Raw genomic sequence first — 16,704 nt, forward strand, 5'->3', positions numbered from 1 at the left:
GGCGGCTTGTGCCGATGGAAGCCGCTCAGTAGCGTCGGGCGAGATCTTGCCGCGGACTCGATCCGCGACCGACCACTCAGCGAGGAGCATCCATGGCGCACACACCGACGGAGTCCGGGGTCGCGACCCGGCCGCACACGCCCGAACGGGTGGAGTCGCGGTCGATCGACTGGGTGCCGCTGACCGAGCGGCACGGCAAGCCGTGGTCCCTCTTCCCCCTGTGGTTCATGTCGAACGCCAACATCACGACGCTGGCCACCGGGATGCTTGGCGCCGCGCTCGGCGCCAACCTGACGACGTCGCTCCTCGCCATCGTCGCCGGCGTCGCGGTCGGCACCATCTTCACCGCGTTCCACTCCGCGCAGGGACCGCAGCTCGGCCTGCCGCAGATGATCCAGTCGCGGGCGCAGTTCGGCTACCGCGGCGTCATCCTGATCTGCGCCATCGTCGTCTTCAGCCTCGTCGGGTTCAACATGTTCAACCAGATGCTCGGCGCCGAGATCCTCACGATGACGACCGGGGTATCGGCGAACTGGCTCTGGTATCTGCTGATCAGCGGTCTCGCCGTGGTGCTCGCGATCTTCGGCTACGACTGGATCCACGCGACCCAGAAGTGGCTGACGCTGCTGTTCCTCGTCACGTTCGGCGTGTTCACGGTGGCGGCGCTGTTCGTCCTGCCGCTCGACCCGGCGCAGGTCGCGTTCGGGAATTTCAACTGGACGGCCTTCCTGGTGCAGTTCGGCGCCGCCGCCGCGTATGCGCTCGGCTGGGCGCCGTACGTCTCCGACTATTCCCGCTACCTGCCGCCGCAGACGAGCCCCGCCAAGGCACTCTGGTACACCTACGGCGGCGTCTTCGTGGGCGCGACCTGGCTCATGGCACTCGGCGCTCTGGTCGCCGCCGCCTTCACCGGTGCCGCGCCGCTCGCCGGCGTGCAGGAGGCAGCCGACACTGTCCTCGCCGGATCCGGTTACTGGCTGCTCCTGGCCGCTCTGCCCGGGCTGGTCGCCGTCATCACCGTCAACATCTACGCCGCGAGCATGGAGCTCATCACCATCCTCGACTCCATCAAGTCGGTGAAGCCGACCCGCGCGCTCCGGGTGGTCGGGTGTGTGATCATCGGCGCCGCCGCGTACATCGGCTCCATCCTCAGCACCGGCGAGTTCCTGGCGAACTTCGGCAGCTTTCTCGTGGTACTGCTGTACGTGCTCGTCCCATGGACCAGTGTGAACCTCGTCGACTACTACTTCGTGCGCCGCGGCCACTACGCCATCCGCGACATCTTCACCCCGAACGGCATCTACGGCAGCTGGGGCTGGCGTGGGCTGACCGCGTACGCGGCCGGCATCGTGGCGATGATCCCGTTCGTCGTCACCGCGTGGTTCACGGGGCCGATCGCGGAGGCGATGAGCGGCGCCGACCTGGCGCTCTTCGTCGGACTGGCGGTCTCGGCGGTCGTCTACCTGCTGCTGGCACGGAGCATCGACCTCCGTGCCGAGCAGGATGCCGCGGCGCGCGAGAGTGCCACGTCGGGCGAGTCGGCGGTGGCGTTCGGCACCGGAGCATCCAGGAGCTGAACCCCGGGACCGATCCGGCACGGGCGTTCCGCCAATAGTGAACGAGTGGATACACTCCCCGCATGCAGCGTCGCGCATCGACCCTCGTCGCCCTGCTGGTGGCGACGGCGCCGCTGATCGGGGGATGCGCCGCAGACCCCGACCCACGGCCTGAGCCGAGCGGGCCGCGAGCGGTCGTGCTCGCGGAGCATCCGGTCGCCCTGGAGAGCGACCAGCAGGACACGGTGGTCTGGCCGATCTGGGGCGGCGCGTTCACCCCCGATGAGGTGACGCTCCGCGGACGCCTCGAGCCGGGCGGCGAGGGCGCGAGCGGGCTGGTGATCGCCGGCCCAGGCGACCCCGAGGCACGCGTCACGGTCGAGCTCGTCGCCGCGGACGGGGCGTGGTCGGTGCGCGAGACCGATGGCTCGACCGTCCTGCAGGAGGAGCCGCTGGCGGACGGAACCACTGGCGAGCTCGTCCTCGACATCACGGCCGACTCCGTCACCGTGGCCGCAGGGGGCGACGAGACAACGCTGGAGCTCGCCGGTCCGCTGGCCGCCGACGGTGAGGCGGCCGGCCTGTACGCCTACCTCGAGCCCGGCGCGACGCTCGACCTGCTGGAGCTGGAGCTGTCGCAGCCGCTGCCGCGGCATCCCGAGCTCGGCACTCCCCTGCGCGAGCTGGCGGCCGGCAAAGGCATCGACATCGGCAGCGCCCTGGACATCTGGCCGCCGCTGCACGACATCGGCTTCGAGTCGATGCTGGGCGAGCAGTTCAGCTCCGCCACCCCGACGGAGCTGTACTGGGCGACCACCCGCGGTGAAGACGAGGACTACTTCTTCGTGCCGGCCGATCTCAGCATGAACTATGCGACCGTGCACGACCTGTCGGTCACCGCCATGTTCCTGGTGTGGGACTTCGAGCTGCCGCAGTGGGTGCTCGACATCGCGGCGACCGGCGACGCCGAGACGCTCGGCGCGGTTTACGACGACCACATCACCACCCTGGTGTCCCGGTATCGGGACCAGGCGGACGCCTGGGTGGTGGTGAACGAGGGCATCTGGGGACCGTTCGACACCGGTGAGAGCGAGGCACGGCTCGCGCAGACGATCTGGCAGGACGTGCTCGGCGACGAGCACATCGAGCGGGCCTTCCGCGTCGCCGACGAGGCGGACCCCGACGCGGTGCTGATGTACAACGAGACCGGTGCGGAGGTGCTTGGCGACAAGGCCGACTTCCTCTACGACATGGTCTCCGACTTCATGGAGCGCGACGTGCCGATCGACGCGGTCGGCCTGCAGTTCCACATCGACTCGGCGAACCCGCCCGACCTGGAGAGCGCCCGCCAGAACATGCAGCGCTTCGCCGACCTGGGGCTCGACGTCTACATCACCGAGCTCGACGTGATGATCTATGGCACAACCGACGACCAGCTCGAACTGCAGGCGGAGATCTACGCGGATGTCGTGGACGCCTGCCTCCAGGTGTCGGCCTGCAAGAACACGACGGTGTTCGGCTTCAGCGACCGCTACTCGTGGGACGAGCTCGGCGAGGCGGCGCCGCTGATGTTCACTGAGGACTACGTCGCGAAGCCGGCGTTTCCGGCGGTGCAGGAGGCGCTGCGATAAGGCCGTTCGGCGCGATCCGGAACGCTGCGACGATCGCGAGGGCCACCGGCGGCCCGTCCTCGACCAACGGTCCGTCCTCATCCGCCCGCTCTCCGAGAACCGGCGGTGTCACTCCGCTCTGTCCCCGTCGGCTGCACTGGGCCGTCGACCGTGACCGTCGTTCCAGACCGCGCGGATCGTTCCCACCATGCCAACGACTGCCAACACGCCGAGGACCGTCATCACCACTGCGACACCCATCCGCCACCGCCTAGTTGTACGTTCGCCTAAGTTATGCGATCGTATAACACACCGATCGACAATGGAGGCGGACATGACTACGAGGGCGGAAACAGGCCAGTCGGCGCAAGTTGATCAGCCTGACCCGGTGTATGGCGCCGGGGCGACCGGGCCGGAGAAGAACCTGGCCCGCGTGGCGGGCGTCACCGGCGCAGTGCTCACCGTCGGCAGCGTCGGTGTCGCCGCACCGGACGCCTGGACCTGGTGGCAGTACGCGGTTGCCGCGGTGCTCGCGTTCGACCTCATCGGCGGTGTCGTCGCCAACGGGTTGAACTCCGCCAAACGCGATCACTTCGCCGCCCCCGGCCCGGCTGCCGGCTGGCTCGGCCGGCTGGTGCGCCGCCCGGTGCTGTTCGCCGCGGTCCACATCCAGCCGATCCTGATCGGGCTGCTGTTCCCCGGAGCGGCATGGTGGTGGGGCGCGGCGTGGTACCTGATCGCCTTGCTGACCGTCGCGCTGGTGAGGGTGACGCCGCTGTACCTGCAACGCCCGGTCGCGTTGTTCTGCTGCACGGTCGTCGCCGTGCTTGCCCCGCTCTCGGCCGCACCGTTCGGGCTGTGGTGGGTGCCGGTGATCATGGTGCTGAAACTGACGCTCGCGCATGCGGTCCAGGAGGAGCCGTACCGGCCGGAAGGACGGTGACCGGCATGACCGAGCCGCCGGTGTACGACGGACCCTTCGCCGGGGCAGCGCTGGTCGCCGCCGTGCTGGTGACCGCGGTGCTGCTGTTGCGGCCCCCTCGGAGCTGGGACCACGACCAAGACGATGAGCGACGAGACAGCCGATGAGACCTGCGGCCGGGCGTGTCGAGCCACGCCATCGACCGGGGAGGCGGACACAGGACCCGCCCGAGGGTGGCGCCAGGTTGCTCCGGCGCCACCCTCACTTGCCGCCACTACGGAAGGATCTGGATGACTGCGCTGAGGATGCGGTTCCACCGGACGCTGGTGAGAGCACCGAACTGGCTCTACCGCGCCCGTCTGGGCTGGCTCCTCGGCCACCGATTCCTGATGATCGAACACCGCGGCCGCATCACCGGCCTCACCCGCCGCACCACCCTGGAAGTCACCCGGCGCGGCCCGGGCAGCGAGTGGGTTGAAGTGGTCGCCGGGTTCGGCGCAACCACAGACTGGTACCGCAACGCCGTCGCAGCCGGCGAGGTCCGGGTCCACCTGGGCACCCGGCAGTTCACAGCCGATGTCGCGGAGCTCGACGAGGGCGAGCGCCTGGCGTTGCTCACCGACTACCAGACCAACCACCCGAAGTCGGCCGCCGTCCTTGGAACAACAGTGGTGCGACAACCGTTCACTGGCGCCGATCACGACCTCGCTGCGCTTGCGCGTCAGCTCCCGGCCCTGCGGCTGACGAACCGCCAGTTCCGCCTCGACCCCGCGCCAGTGTTAGCCTCCACCGAAGCCGATGACGAACCGCACCCCTGAACGAGTCGCCCCCGAGGGCCGCGGCGACCGCCGCCGCGCCGAGCTGCTGCAGGCCGCCATGGACTGCGTGGCCCGCGAAGGCTGGCCAGGGCTCACACACCGCAAGGTCGCTCAGCATGCCGGCGCGAATGCGGGACTGGTCCACTACTACTTCGGGAATCTGGCCGGACTCCGTTCCGCCATCGCCCGGCACGCCAGCGACCATCTCATCCTCCCCGTCGCGGAAGCGCTCTGCGCCACCACCACCGTCGACCAGCTCATCCACACGGCGGTGCAAATCACCGAAGCGTCGCTCGACGACCCGGACGGGGTCAGGCTGCTCACCCAAATGATCACCGGCGCCGCCCATTACCCCGACGTCGCCGCAGTTGTAGCCGCCGACATGACCGCGGCGAAGGCCAGATTCGCCGGTCATCTCGTCGACCTGGACAGCGAGTGGTCGATGCCCGGAGCGATCACCGCCGCCGGGCTGTTCATCGGCGCGCTCGACGGCATCGTCCTGCATGCGCTGACGTTCGGCCCCGACGCCGCCGCTCCGGCGGCGCAGCTCGAACGACTGTTCCGAGCCGTGCTCACGGCCCCGCGATGAGGTCGGCAGCCGTCACCCGGTCAGCCTGTGAGCCCGATCGCCACCGGCCGGGCAGGTCGGCGGCGGTTGCGCGCCCTCGGGCCCGCCCGCACAACAAGCTGACGCCGGGACCGAGGCCGATTTCGGCGACTCCTCCGTCAAGGCCGCCGATCCCTCACCTGTTCGAGTTCTTTGCGGATAACTCAAGTGGCATCTTCACGCTTGCCTCATGAGCGACGACGACGCGGCCAGAGTGCGCATTTCGAGCTAGCCCGACGCTCGGTCGGCCTCGTCGGCCATCGCGCCGGCAATACCCTTTCGCGCGCCCTACACGGCATCCGATCGCGGTGAAGCGCAGAGGGATGCGCTACTGCTCGCGCAGCGCGGCGCTCTCGTCGGCGACCCGACGCTCCAGGCCCTCGAGCAGCAGCTCCAACCCGTAGTCGAACTCGTCCGCGAACGCGTAACCGCCATCGCCGAACAGTTCGGCGCGCGAGCGCGCGATGTGCGGATACAGCTCCGCCGACGCCGCGACCTTGAGGGCGAATGCCTCCTCGGCGCCATCCCCCGGTTCGAACGGCAGGCTCGTCTCGGTCAGTGCGAACCCGTACACGTAGGCGTCGACCGCCGAGAACGCATGCGTTGCGAGCGCCGCGCTGAAGCCGTCGGTCATCAGCACGCCGAGCAGCCGGTCGTGGTGCTGCAGCAGCGCTGCGCCGGGGTTGGGGGGCGATTCCATCATCCCGAGCGTCCACGGACGGCTCTCGCCCGCCGGTCTATGGGCGAGCCGACGGAAGAAGTGCCCTCAAACACCGACACCGATCAGGCGAAGACGCGATGTCACCAATCAAACGAAGGAACACATCTTTGAAGTACACCCCCCGGGACTTGAACCCGGAACCCACTGATTAAGAGTCAGTTGCTCTGCCAATTGAGCTAGAGGTGCGCGACCCGAGAACCCGGGCCGAGAAGCAAGATTAGCATGAGCAAAGACGCACAGCGAGACGAGGAGAACCATGGCAGACGCGAGGCTCGATACAGGCGCAACGGCACCCGAATTCACGCTCCCGGACGCCGATGGCAACCAGATCTCCCTCGCAGACCTGCGCGGCCAGAAGGTGATCCTCTACTTCTATCCGGCCGCCAGCACCCCCGGCTGCACCACCGAGGCGTGCGACTTCCGCGACAGCCTCAACTCGCTGAGGGGCGCCGGCTACACCGTGCTCGGCATCTCGAAGGACGAGGCCGAGCCGCTCAAGAAGTTCCGCGACGAGGAGCACCTCAACTTCCCGTTGCTGAGCGACACCGACCTCACAGTGCACCAGCTGTACGGTGCCTACGGCGAGAAGTCGATGTACGGCAAGACCGTGACCGGGGTACTTCGCTCCACGTTCGTGATCGACGAAGCGGGCACCGTGACACTGCCGCTCTACAACGTCAAGGCCACCGGGCACGTCGCAAGCCTGCGCAAGAAGCTCAAGCTCGACGCCTGAGTCCTGGGCGGGTTGTACCCCGTCGGCTAGTGCCGGCGGGTCCACTCGACTACGGGCCTGCTGAACAGCAGCACCAGCGCAACGAGCGCCGGCACGAGCAGCAGCCAGCCGACCTCGGCACGGGCGAACGATCCCTGGAACGCCCCGACCGCCACGGCGATCTGCAGCACCTGCCAGACGACCGCCGCTCCCCTGCTCCACGCCCGTCCGCGGAGCAGCCCGACCGCGATGGCGAGAACCCAGACCGCGGCCAGAGCGGTGAGCACTGTCAGCGCGAGCGCGCTCGCGAGGCTCTGCGGAGTCATCGTCATCAGCTCGAAGACGAGGAACGCTGTTGCCCCCACAACGAGGGCGGCCTCGAGGAAAATTAGTGCAGAAAGCACAACGACCGGCACCGTTCTTGGTCGTTCGCTCACAGCTATCTCTCCGTAAAAAGGGTTGACCTCGATGCACAGGTATGAAAACCTGAATGAGGTTGCGACGCCCACAGGGTAGTGGACGGGCCCCGGGAACACATCCTCTGTTCAGGCTTCCCGGCTGGCGACCACCGTCCGCACCGAGCACCCTCGTGTTCGCGTGTTCATGCAACATCCGAAGGAGTACCACGTCATGGATTGGCGCGACAAAGCCGCCTGCCTCACCGCAGACCCCGAGCTGTTCTTCCCGGTCGGGAACACCGGCCCGGCTGTCGACCAGATCGAGAAGGCCAAGACCGTCTGCGCCCGCTGCAACGTCACCGAGGTGTGCCTCCAGTACGCGCTCGAGACCAACCAGGACTACGGCGTGTGGGGCGGCCTCAGCGAGGACGAGCGCCGCGCGCTCAAGCGCCGCGCGGCCCGCGCGCGCCGCGCCTCCTAGCTCCAACCGCATCGGCGATCCCCGGAAAACGGGGTACAGCGCCGCGTGCTCAGCCGGCAGCCCGCTGTCGACGGCGTCCGTACCGAAGTGGCGCCTGTGAGCTAGCGGCCGGCGCCGACCGGAACACCGTCGCGACGTGCGAGGTGGAACAGCGGCACGTCGATCGTGACCTCGGTTCCCTCGCCGTGCAGGGTGTGCCAGTCGATCGTCCCGCCCAGCTCACCCTGGATGAGCGTGCGCACGATCTGCGTGCCGAGGCCCGAACCGACCTTCCCCTCTGGCAGGCCACCGCCGTTGTCCCGCACCTTCACGGAGAGCGCGTCGTCGCTGCGCTTGGCGATGATCTCGACCTCACCGTCACGGCGGCCGGCGAGCCCGTGCTCGACGGCGTTGGTGACGAGCTCGGTCAACGCGAGCGCGAGCGGCGTCGCGTACTCGCTCGGCAGGTCCCCGAAGCTGCCCGTCGACTTGGGACGGACCGTGGTGGTGTGACTCGACGCCACCTCCGCGATGAGCAGCAGCACCCGGTCGAACACCTGGTCGAAGTTCACGTCCTGGTTCAGGCCCTCGGAGAGCGTGTCGTGCACCACCGCGATGGCCGCGACTCGGCGCATGGCCTGCGTGAGCGCCTCCTTGGCGCCCTCACTGTGGGTGCGTCGGGCCTGGATGCGCAGCAGCGACGCCACGGTCTGCAGGTTGTTCTTCACCCGGTGATGGATCTCCCGGATGGTGGCGTCCTTGGTGATGAGCTCGCGCTCCTGGTGCCGCACCTCGGTGACGTCGCGGGAGAGCACGATCGCACCCTTCCGGTCACCGCGATCCCGGATCGGGATTGTCCGCAGGGACACGGTCACCCCGCGCGACTCGATGTCGGTGCGCCACGGCGCCCGGCCGGTGACCACCAGCGGCAGCGACTCGTCGACCACCATCTTGCCGGTGAGCAGGCTCGTGGTGACCTCGGCGAGCGACTCGCCCTCGAGCTCCCCGGCGAAGCCCATCCGGTTGAACGCCGACAGCGCATTCGGGCTGGCGAAGGTGACCATGCCGTCGACGTCGAGACGGATCAGGCCGTCGGAGGCGCGCGGGGCGCCGCGGCGCGGACCGCTCGGTGCGTTCAGATCAGGGAAGTCGCCGTTCGCGATCATGCGGAACAGCTCGTTCGCGCACTCGTTGAAGGTGAGCTCCTGACGGCTGGGTGTGCGGGTCTCACTGAGATTCGAATGCCGCGTGATCACACCGATCGGGATGTCCGTGGTCGCCGCACCGCTCGGCCGCAGCCGCCGCAGCACCGGCACCGCGCGCACCCGCGTCGGAGTCTCCTCGTACCAGTCGGGCGCCGACGAGTCGACGATCTGGCCGGTCTCGAACGCCTGCGTGATCTGCTGCCGCCACTCCGGCTTCACCTCGTGGCCGACGAAGTCACGGTAGAACAGCGTCGCGGCGCTCGACGGACGAGCGTGCGCGACGGCGACGAAGCTGCCGCCCGCGGTGGGCACCCACAGCACGATGTCCGCGAAGGCGAGATCCGCGAGCAGCTGCCAGTCCCCCACCAGGAGGTGCAGCCACTCGACGTCGGCCTCGCTCGAGCGCCCCTGCGCGAGGACCAGATCGGAGAGGGTCGACACGCTCCTAGGGTAGCCCGCCCAGCCGGGCGTTCAGGCGGCGCCGAGATTGTCGGCTGGCGGGAGTTGCGACGGGAGGCAGGATGCGTTTCACGGCCAGGTCGCGGATGGCGGTGCGGGCAGCGGAGCGCGGCGCGGCGTCGGGGAGCGTACGGGCGCTGAGCAGGGCGGCGTCAACCGCCTGGCGGTCGTATGGGATCAGAACCGGTGAGGCGATCCCGCCGAAGCGGTGCAGGGTGGAGGCGATCTGGCTGTGCGGGGTCATGCCGATCGCGCTCGCCCGCACCTTGTTCACCACGACGGTGATCGTGTCGGTGGTCGCGGTCTCGAGCAGGTCCACATGGCCCCGAAGGAACCGGGCGAGGCCCAAGGGGTCCGCGGCGCCGACCGCGATCACCTCGTCGGCGGTGCGCACCGCAGTGATCGTGGCGGCGTTCCTTCGCGGTGCCGCCAGGTCGCTGGTGAGCTCCTCGTCGTGCTCGAGGCTCGCCGAGATATCGAGCACCGTGTAGTCGGCGGCCCGCCGGCACTGCTGGAGGGTCTCCTCCACCCGCTCGGCCGAGAGCTCGGGCCAGCGGCTCGGCCGGCCGATGCCGGTGAGCACCCGGAATGCGCCCGTGGAGGATTCGTAGCGCTGCGAGACCCGGTCGAGCTCCCGCGCGGTCAGCGTGCCGTTGCCCGCGAGCCGGCACGCGGCGGCGAAGCCCGGGGACTCATCGAGGAGCCCCAGCGCGGGCGCGATCGAGGCGCTGTGGGTGTCGGCGTCGCAGAGCAGCACGTCCGCCCCGGTCGCGGCAAGCTCGGCGGCCAGGCTGACCGCGATCGTGGTGCGTCCTGGCGCTCCCGGCGGCCCCCAGATGGCGATCACCCGACCCGGCGCGTTCCGTCCAGCACCTGGGGCGGCCGACGTGGCGGCGGTGGCGAGCGCCTCGATGCGATCCCAGCCGGCCGTCGCCTCCACGGTCTCCAGAAGGCCCAGCTCCGCCACATGCCGGCGCTCCGCCGCGCTCGCCGTCAGGGCGACGAGTCGCGCGCCGACGGCGTCGCTCTCGGCGAGGAGCCGTGCGTTGAGATAGCGGTGTCCAGCGGAGGCGAGGACGGCGTCGGGCGACGAATCGGCCAGCCGGGATGCGAGCTCGTCCGCGGCGTCGGAGCGCACCACGATCCGGTGCCCGCTCAGCACGGCTTCGCGCGCGAGCTCGTTCTCGAGCGCGACCGGGAGACAGAGCGCGATGCGCACGTTCAGTTCCCGAGCGGCACAGACACGGGCACCGCGGCCACGGCGTCCTCGTTGGAAACCGCCTCGAGCAGGCGGGCCACCGATGTGCGCGGCACGAGCACCTCCAGCGCGACACCGGAGCCGGCCATGAGTCCGTCCTCCTCGACGACACGGACGATCGTGGCGCCCGGCACGAGCACCGCGGGCGGGCCGAACCGGGAACTCTCCAGCCGCTCGGCGGCCCACAGGTCGACGGCGGTCCCCGGGCGCGCCGCACCGCTCAGCGGTCCGGACAGCTGCACCACCACGGCGGCCGAGCTCGCTCCTTCGGCCGCCCCGACGGCGGCTGACGGCAGCAGCTCGCCCTCCCCGACGGCGCGGCTGATCACGGCGCCGTCCGCGGGCAGGTCGGCGACGGAGAGGTAGCGCTCCGCTTCAGCACCGAGGCGCACCCGGGTGACCGCGAGGTCCCCCGCGGTGACCCGGTCGCCCGGATAGAGCGCCGATCTCGCGGCGTAGACCGCGACGGTCCGGTCCGCAGAGCCGACGATCCAGCTGACGCCCGCAACCGACCCGGCGACGAGGATCGCGCCGACAACGAGCCGGGGGTCGATCGCGAACCGCCGACGCGGTCCCGGCGTCCGCCCATCCACCCGCCCTCGTGCCGCCCACCGGAACCTCACCATGGGTTCATCGTCGCCGGATCGGGGAGCGGAGCCCGCGACTTATCCACATGCCGGTGCGGGAGGAGACGCGGTGCTCATAATCGGTGCATGACGGAGACCGACTCCAGGGGTGTGCCTGGACGCTTCCTGACGCTCGCCGACACCGCTGAGGTGCTCAACATCTCGCTGGGCCAGGCATACGCGCTGGTGCGCTCCGGCGAGCTGCCCGCCATCAAGGTGGGGGCCGGCGGTGGCCGCTGGCGCGTCGAGCGCAGCGTGCTGGAGTCGTACATCGAGGCGATGTACGAGGAGAGCCGTCGCCGCAGCCTCTGGAAGCAGTCGGACTTCGCGAGCCTTCCGGAACTGTCCGGCGGTCAGATCCGCACCAGCACCAGCTGAGCGAACGGCACCAGCCTCACCTGCCGGACGGCGTCTCGGCGGCGTGGCAGGCCGGGCTCGTGGACCGCGAGATCGAGGTGGTCCCGCCCGACCCGGTCCACCGTGCCGTGCACGCGGCCGTCCGTCAGCACCAGGTCGACCGCCGACCGCCTCCGGCACACGGTCCGCAGCACGAAGGCGAGACCGAGCCGGTCCGCGAGCGGAGGGGACGCCCCCGCCGGGGCGGCGGTGAGGCTGTGCCCGAGCTGATCCGAGTCGAGCAGCACCGTTGCGATCGACCCGAGGGGCACCACGACGGGACCGTGCCGCCGCAGCTCGCCGACCGCCTCGCCCGCGACCCAATCGCGCCCGTAGGCGGTGAGCCGCAGCTCAAGGCGTGCGCCGTCGCTGAGGACGAGCCGCAGCGGCTCGACGGACGTGCCATCACCGGACGCGGCGACGATCCGGTCGCGGAGCGTCATCCGGCCGATCCTCAGGCGCTCCTCCTCCGCGCGCAGCTCGAGCTCCTCGGCGTCGAGCTCCTGCTCCAGCTGCCCCTCGAGGTCCTGGAACAGGTTCTCCCACCGCATCAGACGCCGACCGGCGGCTCGGGAAGACTCACGCGGCGACCGTAGCGCCACGCGGACCGCGGCGCAGCGGTTCTCCACAGCGGCGGCGGAGGCGCCGGCCGGCGGGCAAACTATCCCCAGCCCCCTAGCGGGGGCGTGGACATCACATCGGCCGATGCTGTTGAGTGTCCTCACCCCGACAGGGGCACGCGACCCGAATCCGACCCGAAGGACATCGGCGATGACCGACCCACTGCCTCGCGACCCCGGATCAGGAGCGCGCGGCCCAGTCCGCGCGCGCACCAGGATCATCCCCGACGAGTTCTTCGGGCAGCAGCCCGCGTCGACGGCCACGTTGCCGAACCCGGCGCCGCTGCTCGAGAACCTCACAAGATGCGCGGTGGAGATCCTGGCGGGCGCCCGTGATCTCGAGCAGATCGCCCGGTGGGTGTCGGATGACGTCTACCGGCACCTGCTGAAACGGGTGGTGCTGGCGACGCGAGCACGACAGGCCCGCGGGCAGGCGCCGGCACGGCCCGCGTTCTCGATCGGCGCCACGCGCATCTGCGAGCCGTCGGACGGCGTGGTGGAGGCGGTCGTCATCGTCCGCGGTCGGGCGCGCACCCGCGCCGTGGCGATCCGGCTGGAGGGACTCGACTCGCGCTGGCGGGCGACCGCGATCCACGTGCTGTGAGCCGGCGCGCATGCGCCCGCCCATTCCGGATCCGCTTGAGGAGCGCCTGCCTCACCACTACGCTGGCGGCCACTTCGGCGAATGGAGCAGGACGATGCCACCCCACGTGATCGGACCGCGAGACGGCACCACGCTCGACCTCGTGAGCCTCGGCGTCCGGTTTCTACTCGCCGGCGACCAGGCGAGCAGCCCCGTCTCCATCGTCGAGCATCCCGTCCCCGCACGAGGGCTGGCCGCGCCGCTGCATCGGCACAGCCGCGAGGACGAGTACTCCTTCGTGCTGGAGGGGCGAATGGGAGCTGAGCTGGACGGATCGGTGGTGACCGTCGAAGCCGGCTCCCTGCTGGTCAAGCCCCGCGGCCAGTGGCACACCTTCTGGAACCCTGACGACCGGCCGTGCCGCATCCTCGAGATCATCGCCCCAGGCGGGTTCGAGCGCTTCTTCCAGGAGCTGGGCGGCCTCGAGGGCGAGCCGGAACCCGACCACCTGGCCGCCATGGGCGCCCGGTATGGCGTCGAGTTCGACTTCGAGAGCATCCTCAGGCTGTGCGAGGAGCACGGCCTGCGCTACCCGGAGCCCGACCCGCCCAGCTGAGCGAAGCAGCTCGGCGACGGCCACCGCGGATGGGTGCCCGCCGGCGGTCCGGGCTGCGCTAGCGGCCCTTCTTCTTCTCCTCAGCGCGGCGCTGAGCGCGGTTCACGGGCGCGGCGGCCGGCTGGCCGGACTCGCGCTGGCCGAACGCACCGCGCTCCGTCGGTGCTTCCTGCGTGGCGGTCGCTGCGCCTCCCGGCGCACGGCCGGCGCCCGGGCGGAGCTGTGCGCTCTGCACAGCCTGCGCCTGCTGGGCGCGCGCGGTGGCGGCCTGCTGCACCTGTCCGCGCTGATTGCGCACCTCGACCTCACCCTGAGCGTCGGCGCTCGGCGCCGAGTACTGCAGCCGCTCGGCCGGAGCGGCGGAGCCGGCGAGGCCCTTGGCCGCGACCCGCGCCTGGCCCTCGGCACCGGTCACCTCGACCTCGAGGTTGAACAGGAACCCGATGGTCTCCTCGCGGATCTGCCCCATCATGTTCTGGAACAGGGCGAAGCCCTCGCGCTGGTACTCGACCAGCGGGTCGCGCTGCGCCATCGCGCGCAGACCGATGCCGTCCTTGAGGTAGTCCATCTCGTACAGGTGGTCGCGCCACCTGCGGTCGATCACGCTGAGCACCACCCGGCGCTCGAGCTCCCGCATGGCGACCGAGCCGAGCTGCTCCTCCCGCTTGGCGTAGGCGATCTTCGCGTCGGAGAGCACCTCCTGGGAGATGAAGGAGCTGGTGATGCGGTTGCCCGCCTCGCTCAGCACCTCGTCGATCGTGATGGACACCGGGAAGAGCGTCTTCAGCTCCGTCCAGAGGGCGTCGAGATCCCAGTCGTCGCTGGTGCCCTCGGAGGTGTGGGCGTCGACGACCTCGGTGATCACATCATCGAGGAACTTCTGCACGCGGTCGTGCAGATCGTCGCCCTCGAGAATGTGGCGGCGGTCGCTGTAGATCGCCTCGCGCTGGCGGTTCAGCACGTCGTCGTACTTCAGCACGTTCTTCCGGATCTCCGCGTTCCGGGCCTCCACCTGCGACTGTGCGGACCGGATGGCGCGGCTGACGACCTTCGACTCGATGGCGAGGTCGTCGGGCACGTTGCTGCGGCCCATCAGGCTCTCGGCCGCGCCGGCGTTGAACAGCCGCATCAGGTCGTCCTGCAGCGAGAGGTAGAACCGGCTCTCGCCAGGGTCGCCCTGACGGCCGGAGCGGCCGCGCAGCTGGTTGTCGATGCGGCGGGACTCGTGCCGCTCGGTGCCCAGCACGTAGAGCCCACCGACCGCGATGACCTTGTCCGCCTCGGCCTGCACCTCTGCCTTGACCCGGTCGAAGACCGCATCCCACTCGGCCTCGTACTCCTCAGGCGTGTCCACCGGGCTGAGGCCGCGACGGTTCATCTCCGCGACGGCGAGGAACTCGGCGTTGCCGCCGAGCATGATGTCGGTGCCGCGGCCTGCCATGTTGGTGGCGACGGTGACCGCGCCGAGTCGTCCGGCCTGCGCGATGATCGCCGCCTCGCGGGCGTGGTTCTTCGCGTTCAGCACCTCGTGCTTGACGCCGCGCTTCGCCAGCATCCGCGACAGATGCTCGCTCTTCTCGACGCTCGTCGTGCCGACCAGCACAGGCTGCTGCTTCTGGTGGCGCTCGACGATGTCCCCGACCACCTGGTCGAACTTCGCCTGCTCGTTCTTGTAGACGAGGTCCGACTGGTCCTGCCGCAGCATCGGCTTGTTGGTGGGGATGGCGACCACACCGAGCTTGTAGGTGCTCATGAACTCCGCCGCCTCGGTCTCGGCGGTGCCGGTCATGCCGGAGAGCTTCTTGTAGAGACGGAAGTAGTTCTGCAGCGTGATGGTGGCGAGGGTCTGGTTCTCGGCCTTGACCGCGACGCCCTCCTTCGCCTCGATCGCCTGGTGGATGCCCTCGTTGTAGCGACGGCCGACGAGGATGCGGCCGGTGTGCTCGTCGACGATCAGCACCTCGCCGTTCATCACGACGTAGTCCTTGTCGCGCTTGAACAGGGCGCGGGCCTTGATCGAGTTGTTGAGGAAGGAGATCAGCGGGGTGTTCGCCGACTCGTAGAGGTTGTCGATGCCGAGGTAATCCTCGACCTTCTCGATGCCTGGCTCCAGCACGCCGACGGTGCGCTTCTTCTCGTCGACCTCGAAATCCTCGCCCTCGACCAGGCGGGTCGCGATGTTGGCGAACTCGGTGAACCAGCGGTTCGCCTCACCGGACGCGGGACCGGAGATGATGAGCGGGGTGCGGGCCTCGTCGATGAGGATCGAGTCGACCTCGTCGACGATGGCGAAGAAGTGGCCGCGCTGCACCATGTCGGTCGCCTGCCAGGCCATGTTGTCGCGCAGGTAGTCGAAGCCGAACTCGTTGTTGGTGCCGTAGGTGATGTCCGCGGCGTACTGCTGCCGACGGACCTCGGGTGTCTGGCCGGAGAGGATGCAGCCGGTCGTCATGCCGAGTGCCCGGTAGATGCGCCCCATCAGCTCCGACTGATAGCCGGCGAGATAGTCGTTGACGGTGATGACGTGCACGCCGCGCGATGCGATCGCGTTGAGGTAGGCGGCGAGCGTCGCGACGAGGGTCTTGCCCTCACCCGTCTTCATCTCGGCGATGTTGCCGAGGTGCAGCGCGGCACCGCCCATCAGCTGCACGTCGAAGTGCCGGAGTCCGAGCGTCCGCACCGACGCCTCCCGCACCGCGGCGAACGCCTCCGGCAGCAGGTCGTCCAGCGACTCGCCGCTGGCGTAGCGCTCCCGCAACTCCACGGTCTCGTGCTTCAGCTCATCGTCGGTGAGGTGCTTGAAGTCCTCCTCGAGGGAGTTGACCGCCTCCGCATACGCCTTCAGCCGGCGGAGGGTGCGGCCCTCGCCGACGCGCAGGACCTTTTCGAGAACGTTTGCCACCGATTACTCCCATCGGGCGAGGGCCAGCCGACCGGCGCAGGGCTCGCGTCGGCTCTTGGGTCCCGGGCGGAATACCGCCCGCCGCGGGGCACAGCCCCGCCGCGTAATCGTAGCAACTCCACTTGGTCGGCGCCTCCGAGTGGCCGTTCACGACACGCCACGCCGGTGTTTCCCGTTCCGGTCCGGTGTCACCGCCCAGGCGGGCACACCGGACCGGAACTGGACCTGTGGTTCA

The 16,704-nt window shown here is 69.6% G+C and carries 17 protein-coding genes, 1 tRNA gene and 1 pseudogene; 11 read left to right on the forward strand and 8 right to left on the reverse strand.

The annotated features are described in order from the left end of the window. Nucleotides 1-92 precede the first annotated feature (92 nt). From ACFFGH_RS26275 to ACFFGH_RS26300, 6 genes are all read left to right on the forward strand, one after another. Entirely contained in the window at nt 93-1,577 is a 1,485-nt protein-coding gene (locus tag ACFFGH_RS26275; protein ID WP_386673894.1) for a purine-cytosine permease family protein, read from the forward strand. A 62-nt stretch (nt 1,578-1,639) separates the two neighbouring features. Beyond that, nucleotides 1,640-3,187 (forward strand): endo-1,4-beta-xylanase, encoded by a 1,548-nt coding sequence (locus ACFFGH_RS26280; protein WP_386673896.1) that lies wholly within the window; start codon nt 1,640-1,642, stop codon nt 3,185-3,187. Nucleotides 3,188-3,500: 313 nt separating this feature from the next. Then, nucleotides 3,501-4,109 (forward strand): hypothetical protein, encoded by a 609-nt coding sequence (locus tag ACFFGH_RS26285; RefSeq protein WP_386673898.1) that lies wholly within the window; start codon nt 3,501-3,503, stop codon nt 4,107-4,109. A 5-nt stretch (nt 4,110-4,114) separates the two neighbouring features. After that, complete coding sequence (locus ACFFGH_RS26290) at nt 4,115-4,255, forward strand: hypothetical protein (RefSeq protein ID WP_386673900.1); 141 nt, start codon at nt 4,115-4,117, stop codon at nt 4,253-4,255. A gap of 123 nt (nt 4,256-4,378) precedes the next feature. After that, the gene (locus ACFFGH_RS26295) at nt 4,379-4,906 is read left to right on the forward strand and encodes a nitroreductase family deazaflavin-dependent oxidoreductase (RefSeq protein WP_386673902.1); all 528 of its coding nucleotides are present in this window, start codon (nt 4,379-4,381) and stop codon (nt 4,904-4,906) included. Further along, nucleotides 4,887-5,495 carry a TetR/AcrR family transcriptional regulator gene (locus tag ACFFGH_RS26300; protein WP_386673904.1) on the forward strand — a complete coding sequence of 203 codons (609 nt, stop codon included), beginning with the start codon at nt 4,887-4,889 and terminating at the stop codon, nt 5,493-5,495. The genes ACFFGH_RS26295 and ACFFGH_RS26300 overlap by 20 nt, the downstream gene beginning before the upstream one ends. A gap of 346 nt (nt 5,496-5,841) precedes the next feature. On the opposite strand, the pseudogene ACFFGH_RS26305 reads toward ACFFGH_RS26300, so the two are convergent. Together ACFFGH_RS26305 and ACFFGH_RS26310 are read right to left on the reverse strand one after the other, a co-directional pair. Beyond that, nucleotides 5,842-6,222 (reverse strand): annotated as a pseudogene (locus ACFFGH_RS26305) (TetR/AcrR family transcriptional regulator C-terminal domain-containing protein); the annotation flags it as partial. Between the two features lie 125 nt (nt 6,223-6,347). Beyond that, nucleotides 6,348-6,420, reverse strand: a tRNA-Lys gene (locus ACFFGH_RS26310). A 70-nt stretch (nt 6,421-6,490) separates the two neighbouring features. Between ACFFGH_RS26310 and bcp the strand changes: the two genes are divergently transcribed. Then, a complete protein-coding gene (gene bcp / locus ACFFGH_RS26315; protein WP_386673906.1) occupies nt 6,491-6,967 on the forward strand; it encodes a thioredoxin-dependent thiol peroxidase in 477 nt (158 codons plus the stop codon). Nucleotides 6,968-6,993: 26 nt separating this feature from the next. Here the strand turns inward: bcp and ACFFGH_RS26320 are convergent, their stop codons facing one another. Beyond that, on the reverse strand, nt 6,994-7,383 hold the full coding sequence (locus ACFFGH_RS26320; protein ID WP_386673908.1) for a hypothetical protein: 390 nt from the start codon (nt 7,381-7,383) through the stop codon (nt 6,994-6,996). A 193-nt stretch (nt 7,384-7,576) separates the two neighbouring features. Between ACFFGH_RS26320 and ACFFGH_RS26325 the strand changes: the two genes are divergently transcribed. Continuing rightward, entirely contained in the window at nt 7,577-7,825 is a 249-nt protein-coding gene (locus tag ACFFGH_RS26325; RefSeq protein WP_386673910.1) for a WhiB family transcriptional regulator, read from the forward strand. A gap of 101 nt (nt 7,826-7,926) precedes the next feature. On the opposite strand, the gene ACFFGH_RS26330 is transcribed toward ACFFGH_RS26325, so the two are convergent. Genes ACFFGH_RS26330 through ACFFGH_RS26340 form a run of 3 tightly spaced genes read right to left on the reverse strand, consistent with a single transcriptional unit; the run spans nt 7,927 to nt 11,352 of the window. Next, entirely contained in the window at nt 7,927-9,450 is a 1,524-nt protein-coding gene (locus ACFFGH_RS26330) for a sensor histidine kinase (protein WP_386673912.1), read from the reverse strand. A gap of 4 nt (nt 9,451-9,454) precedes the next feature. Continuing rightward, nucleotides 9,455-10,687, reverse strand: a complete 1,233-nt coding sequence (locus tag ACFFGH_RS26335; RefSeq protein ID WP_386673914.1) for a CpaE/TadZ family protein — start codon at nt 10,685-10,687, stop codon at nt 9,455-9,457. Between the two features lie 2 nt (nt 10,688-10,689). Next, complete coding sequence (locus ACFFGH_RS26340; protein ID WP_386673916.1) at nt 10,690-11,352, reverse strand: hypothetical protein; 663 nt, start codon at nt 11,350-11,352, stop codon at nt 10,690-10,692. Between the two features lie 87 nt (nt 11,353-11,439). On the opposite strand from ACFFGH_RS26340, the gene ACFFGH_RS26345 reads away from it, so the two are divergent. Beyond that, a complete protein-coding gene (locus ACFFGH_RS26345) occupies nt 11,440-11,730 on the forward strand; it encodes a helix-turn-helix domain-containing protein (protein ID WP_386673918.1) in 291 nt (96 codons plus the stop codon). On the opposite strand, the gene ACFFGH_RS26350 is transcribed toward ACFFGH_RS26345, so the two are convergent. Next, the gene (locus ACFFGH_RS26350) at nt 11,706-12,299 is read right to left on the reverse strand and encodes a hypothetical protein (RefSeq protein WP_386673920.1); all 594 of its coding nucleotides are present in this window, start codon (nt 12,297-12,299) and stop codon (nt 11,706-11,708) included. The genes ACFFGH_RS26345 and ACFFGH_RS26350 overlap by 25 nt on opposite strands. A gap of 220 nt (nt 12,300-12,519) precedes the next feature. On the opposite strand from ACFFGH_RS26350, the gene ACFFGH_RS26355 reads away from it, so the two are divergent. Together ACFFGH_RS26355 and ACFFGH_RS26360 are read left to right on the forward strand one after the other, a co-directional pair. Then, nucleotides 12,520-12,972 carry an Rv3235 family protein gene (locus ACFFGH_RS26355; RefSeq protein ID WP_386673922.1) on the forward strand — a complete coding sequence of 151 codons (453 nt, stop codon included), beginning with the start codon at nt 12,520-12,522 and terminating at the stop codon, nt 12,970-12,972. A 94-nt stretch (nt 12,973-13,066) separates the two neighbouring features. Next, nucleotides 13,067-13,567 carry a cupin domain-containing protein gene (locus ACFFGH_RS26360; protein WP_386673924.1) on the forward strand — a complete coding sequence of 167 codons (501 nt, stop codon included), beginning with the start codon at nt 13,067-13,069 and terminating at the stop codon, nt 13,565-13,567. A 58-nt stretch (nt 13,568-13,625) separates the two neighbouring features. Here the strand turns inward: ACFFGH_RS26360 and secA are convergent, their stop codons facing one another. After that, nucleotides 13,626-16,469, reverse strand: a complete 2,844-nt coding sequence (secA, locus tag ACFFGH_RS26365; RefSeq protein WP_386673926.1) for a preprotein translocase subunit SecA — start codon at nt 16,467-16,469, stop codon at nt 13,626-13,628. Nucleotides 16,470-16,704 lie beyond the last annotated feature (235 nt).

The sequence above is a fragment of the Lysobacter korlensis genome (assembly GCF_042434515.1).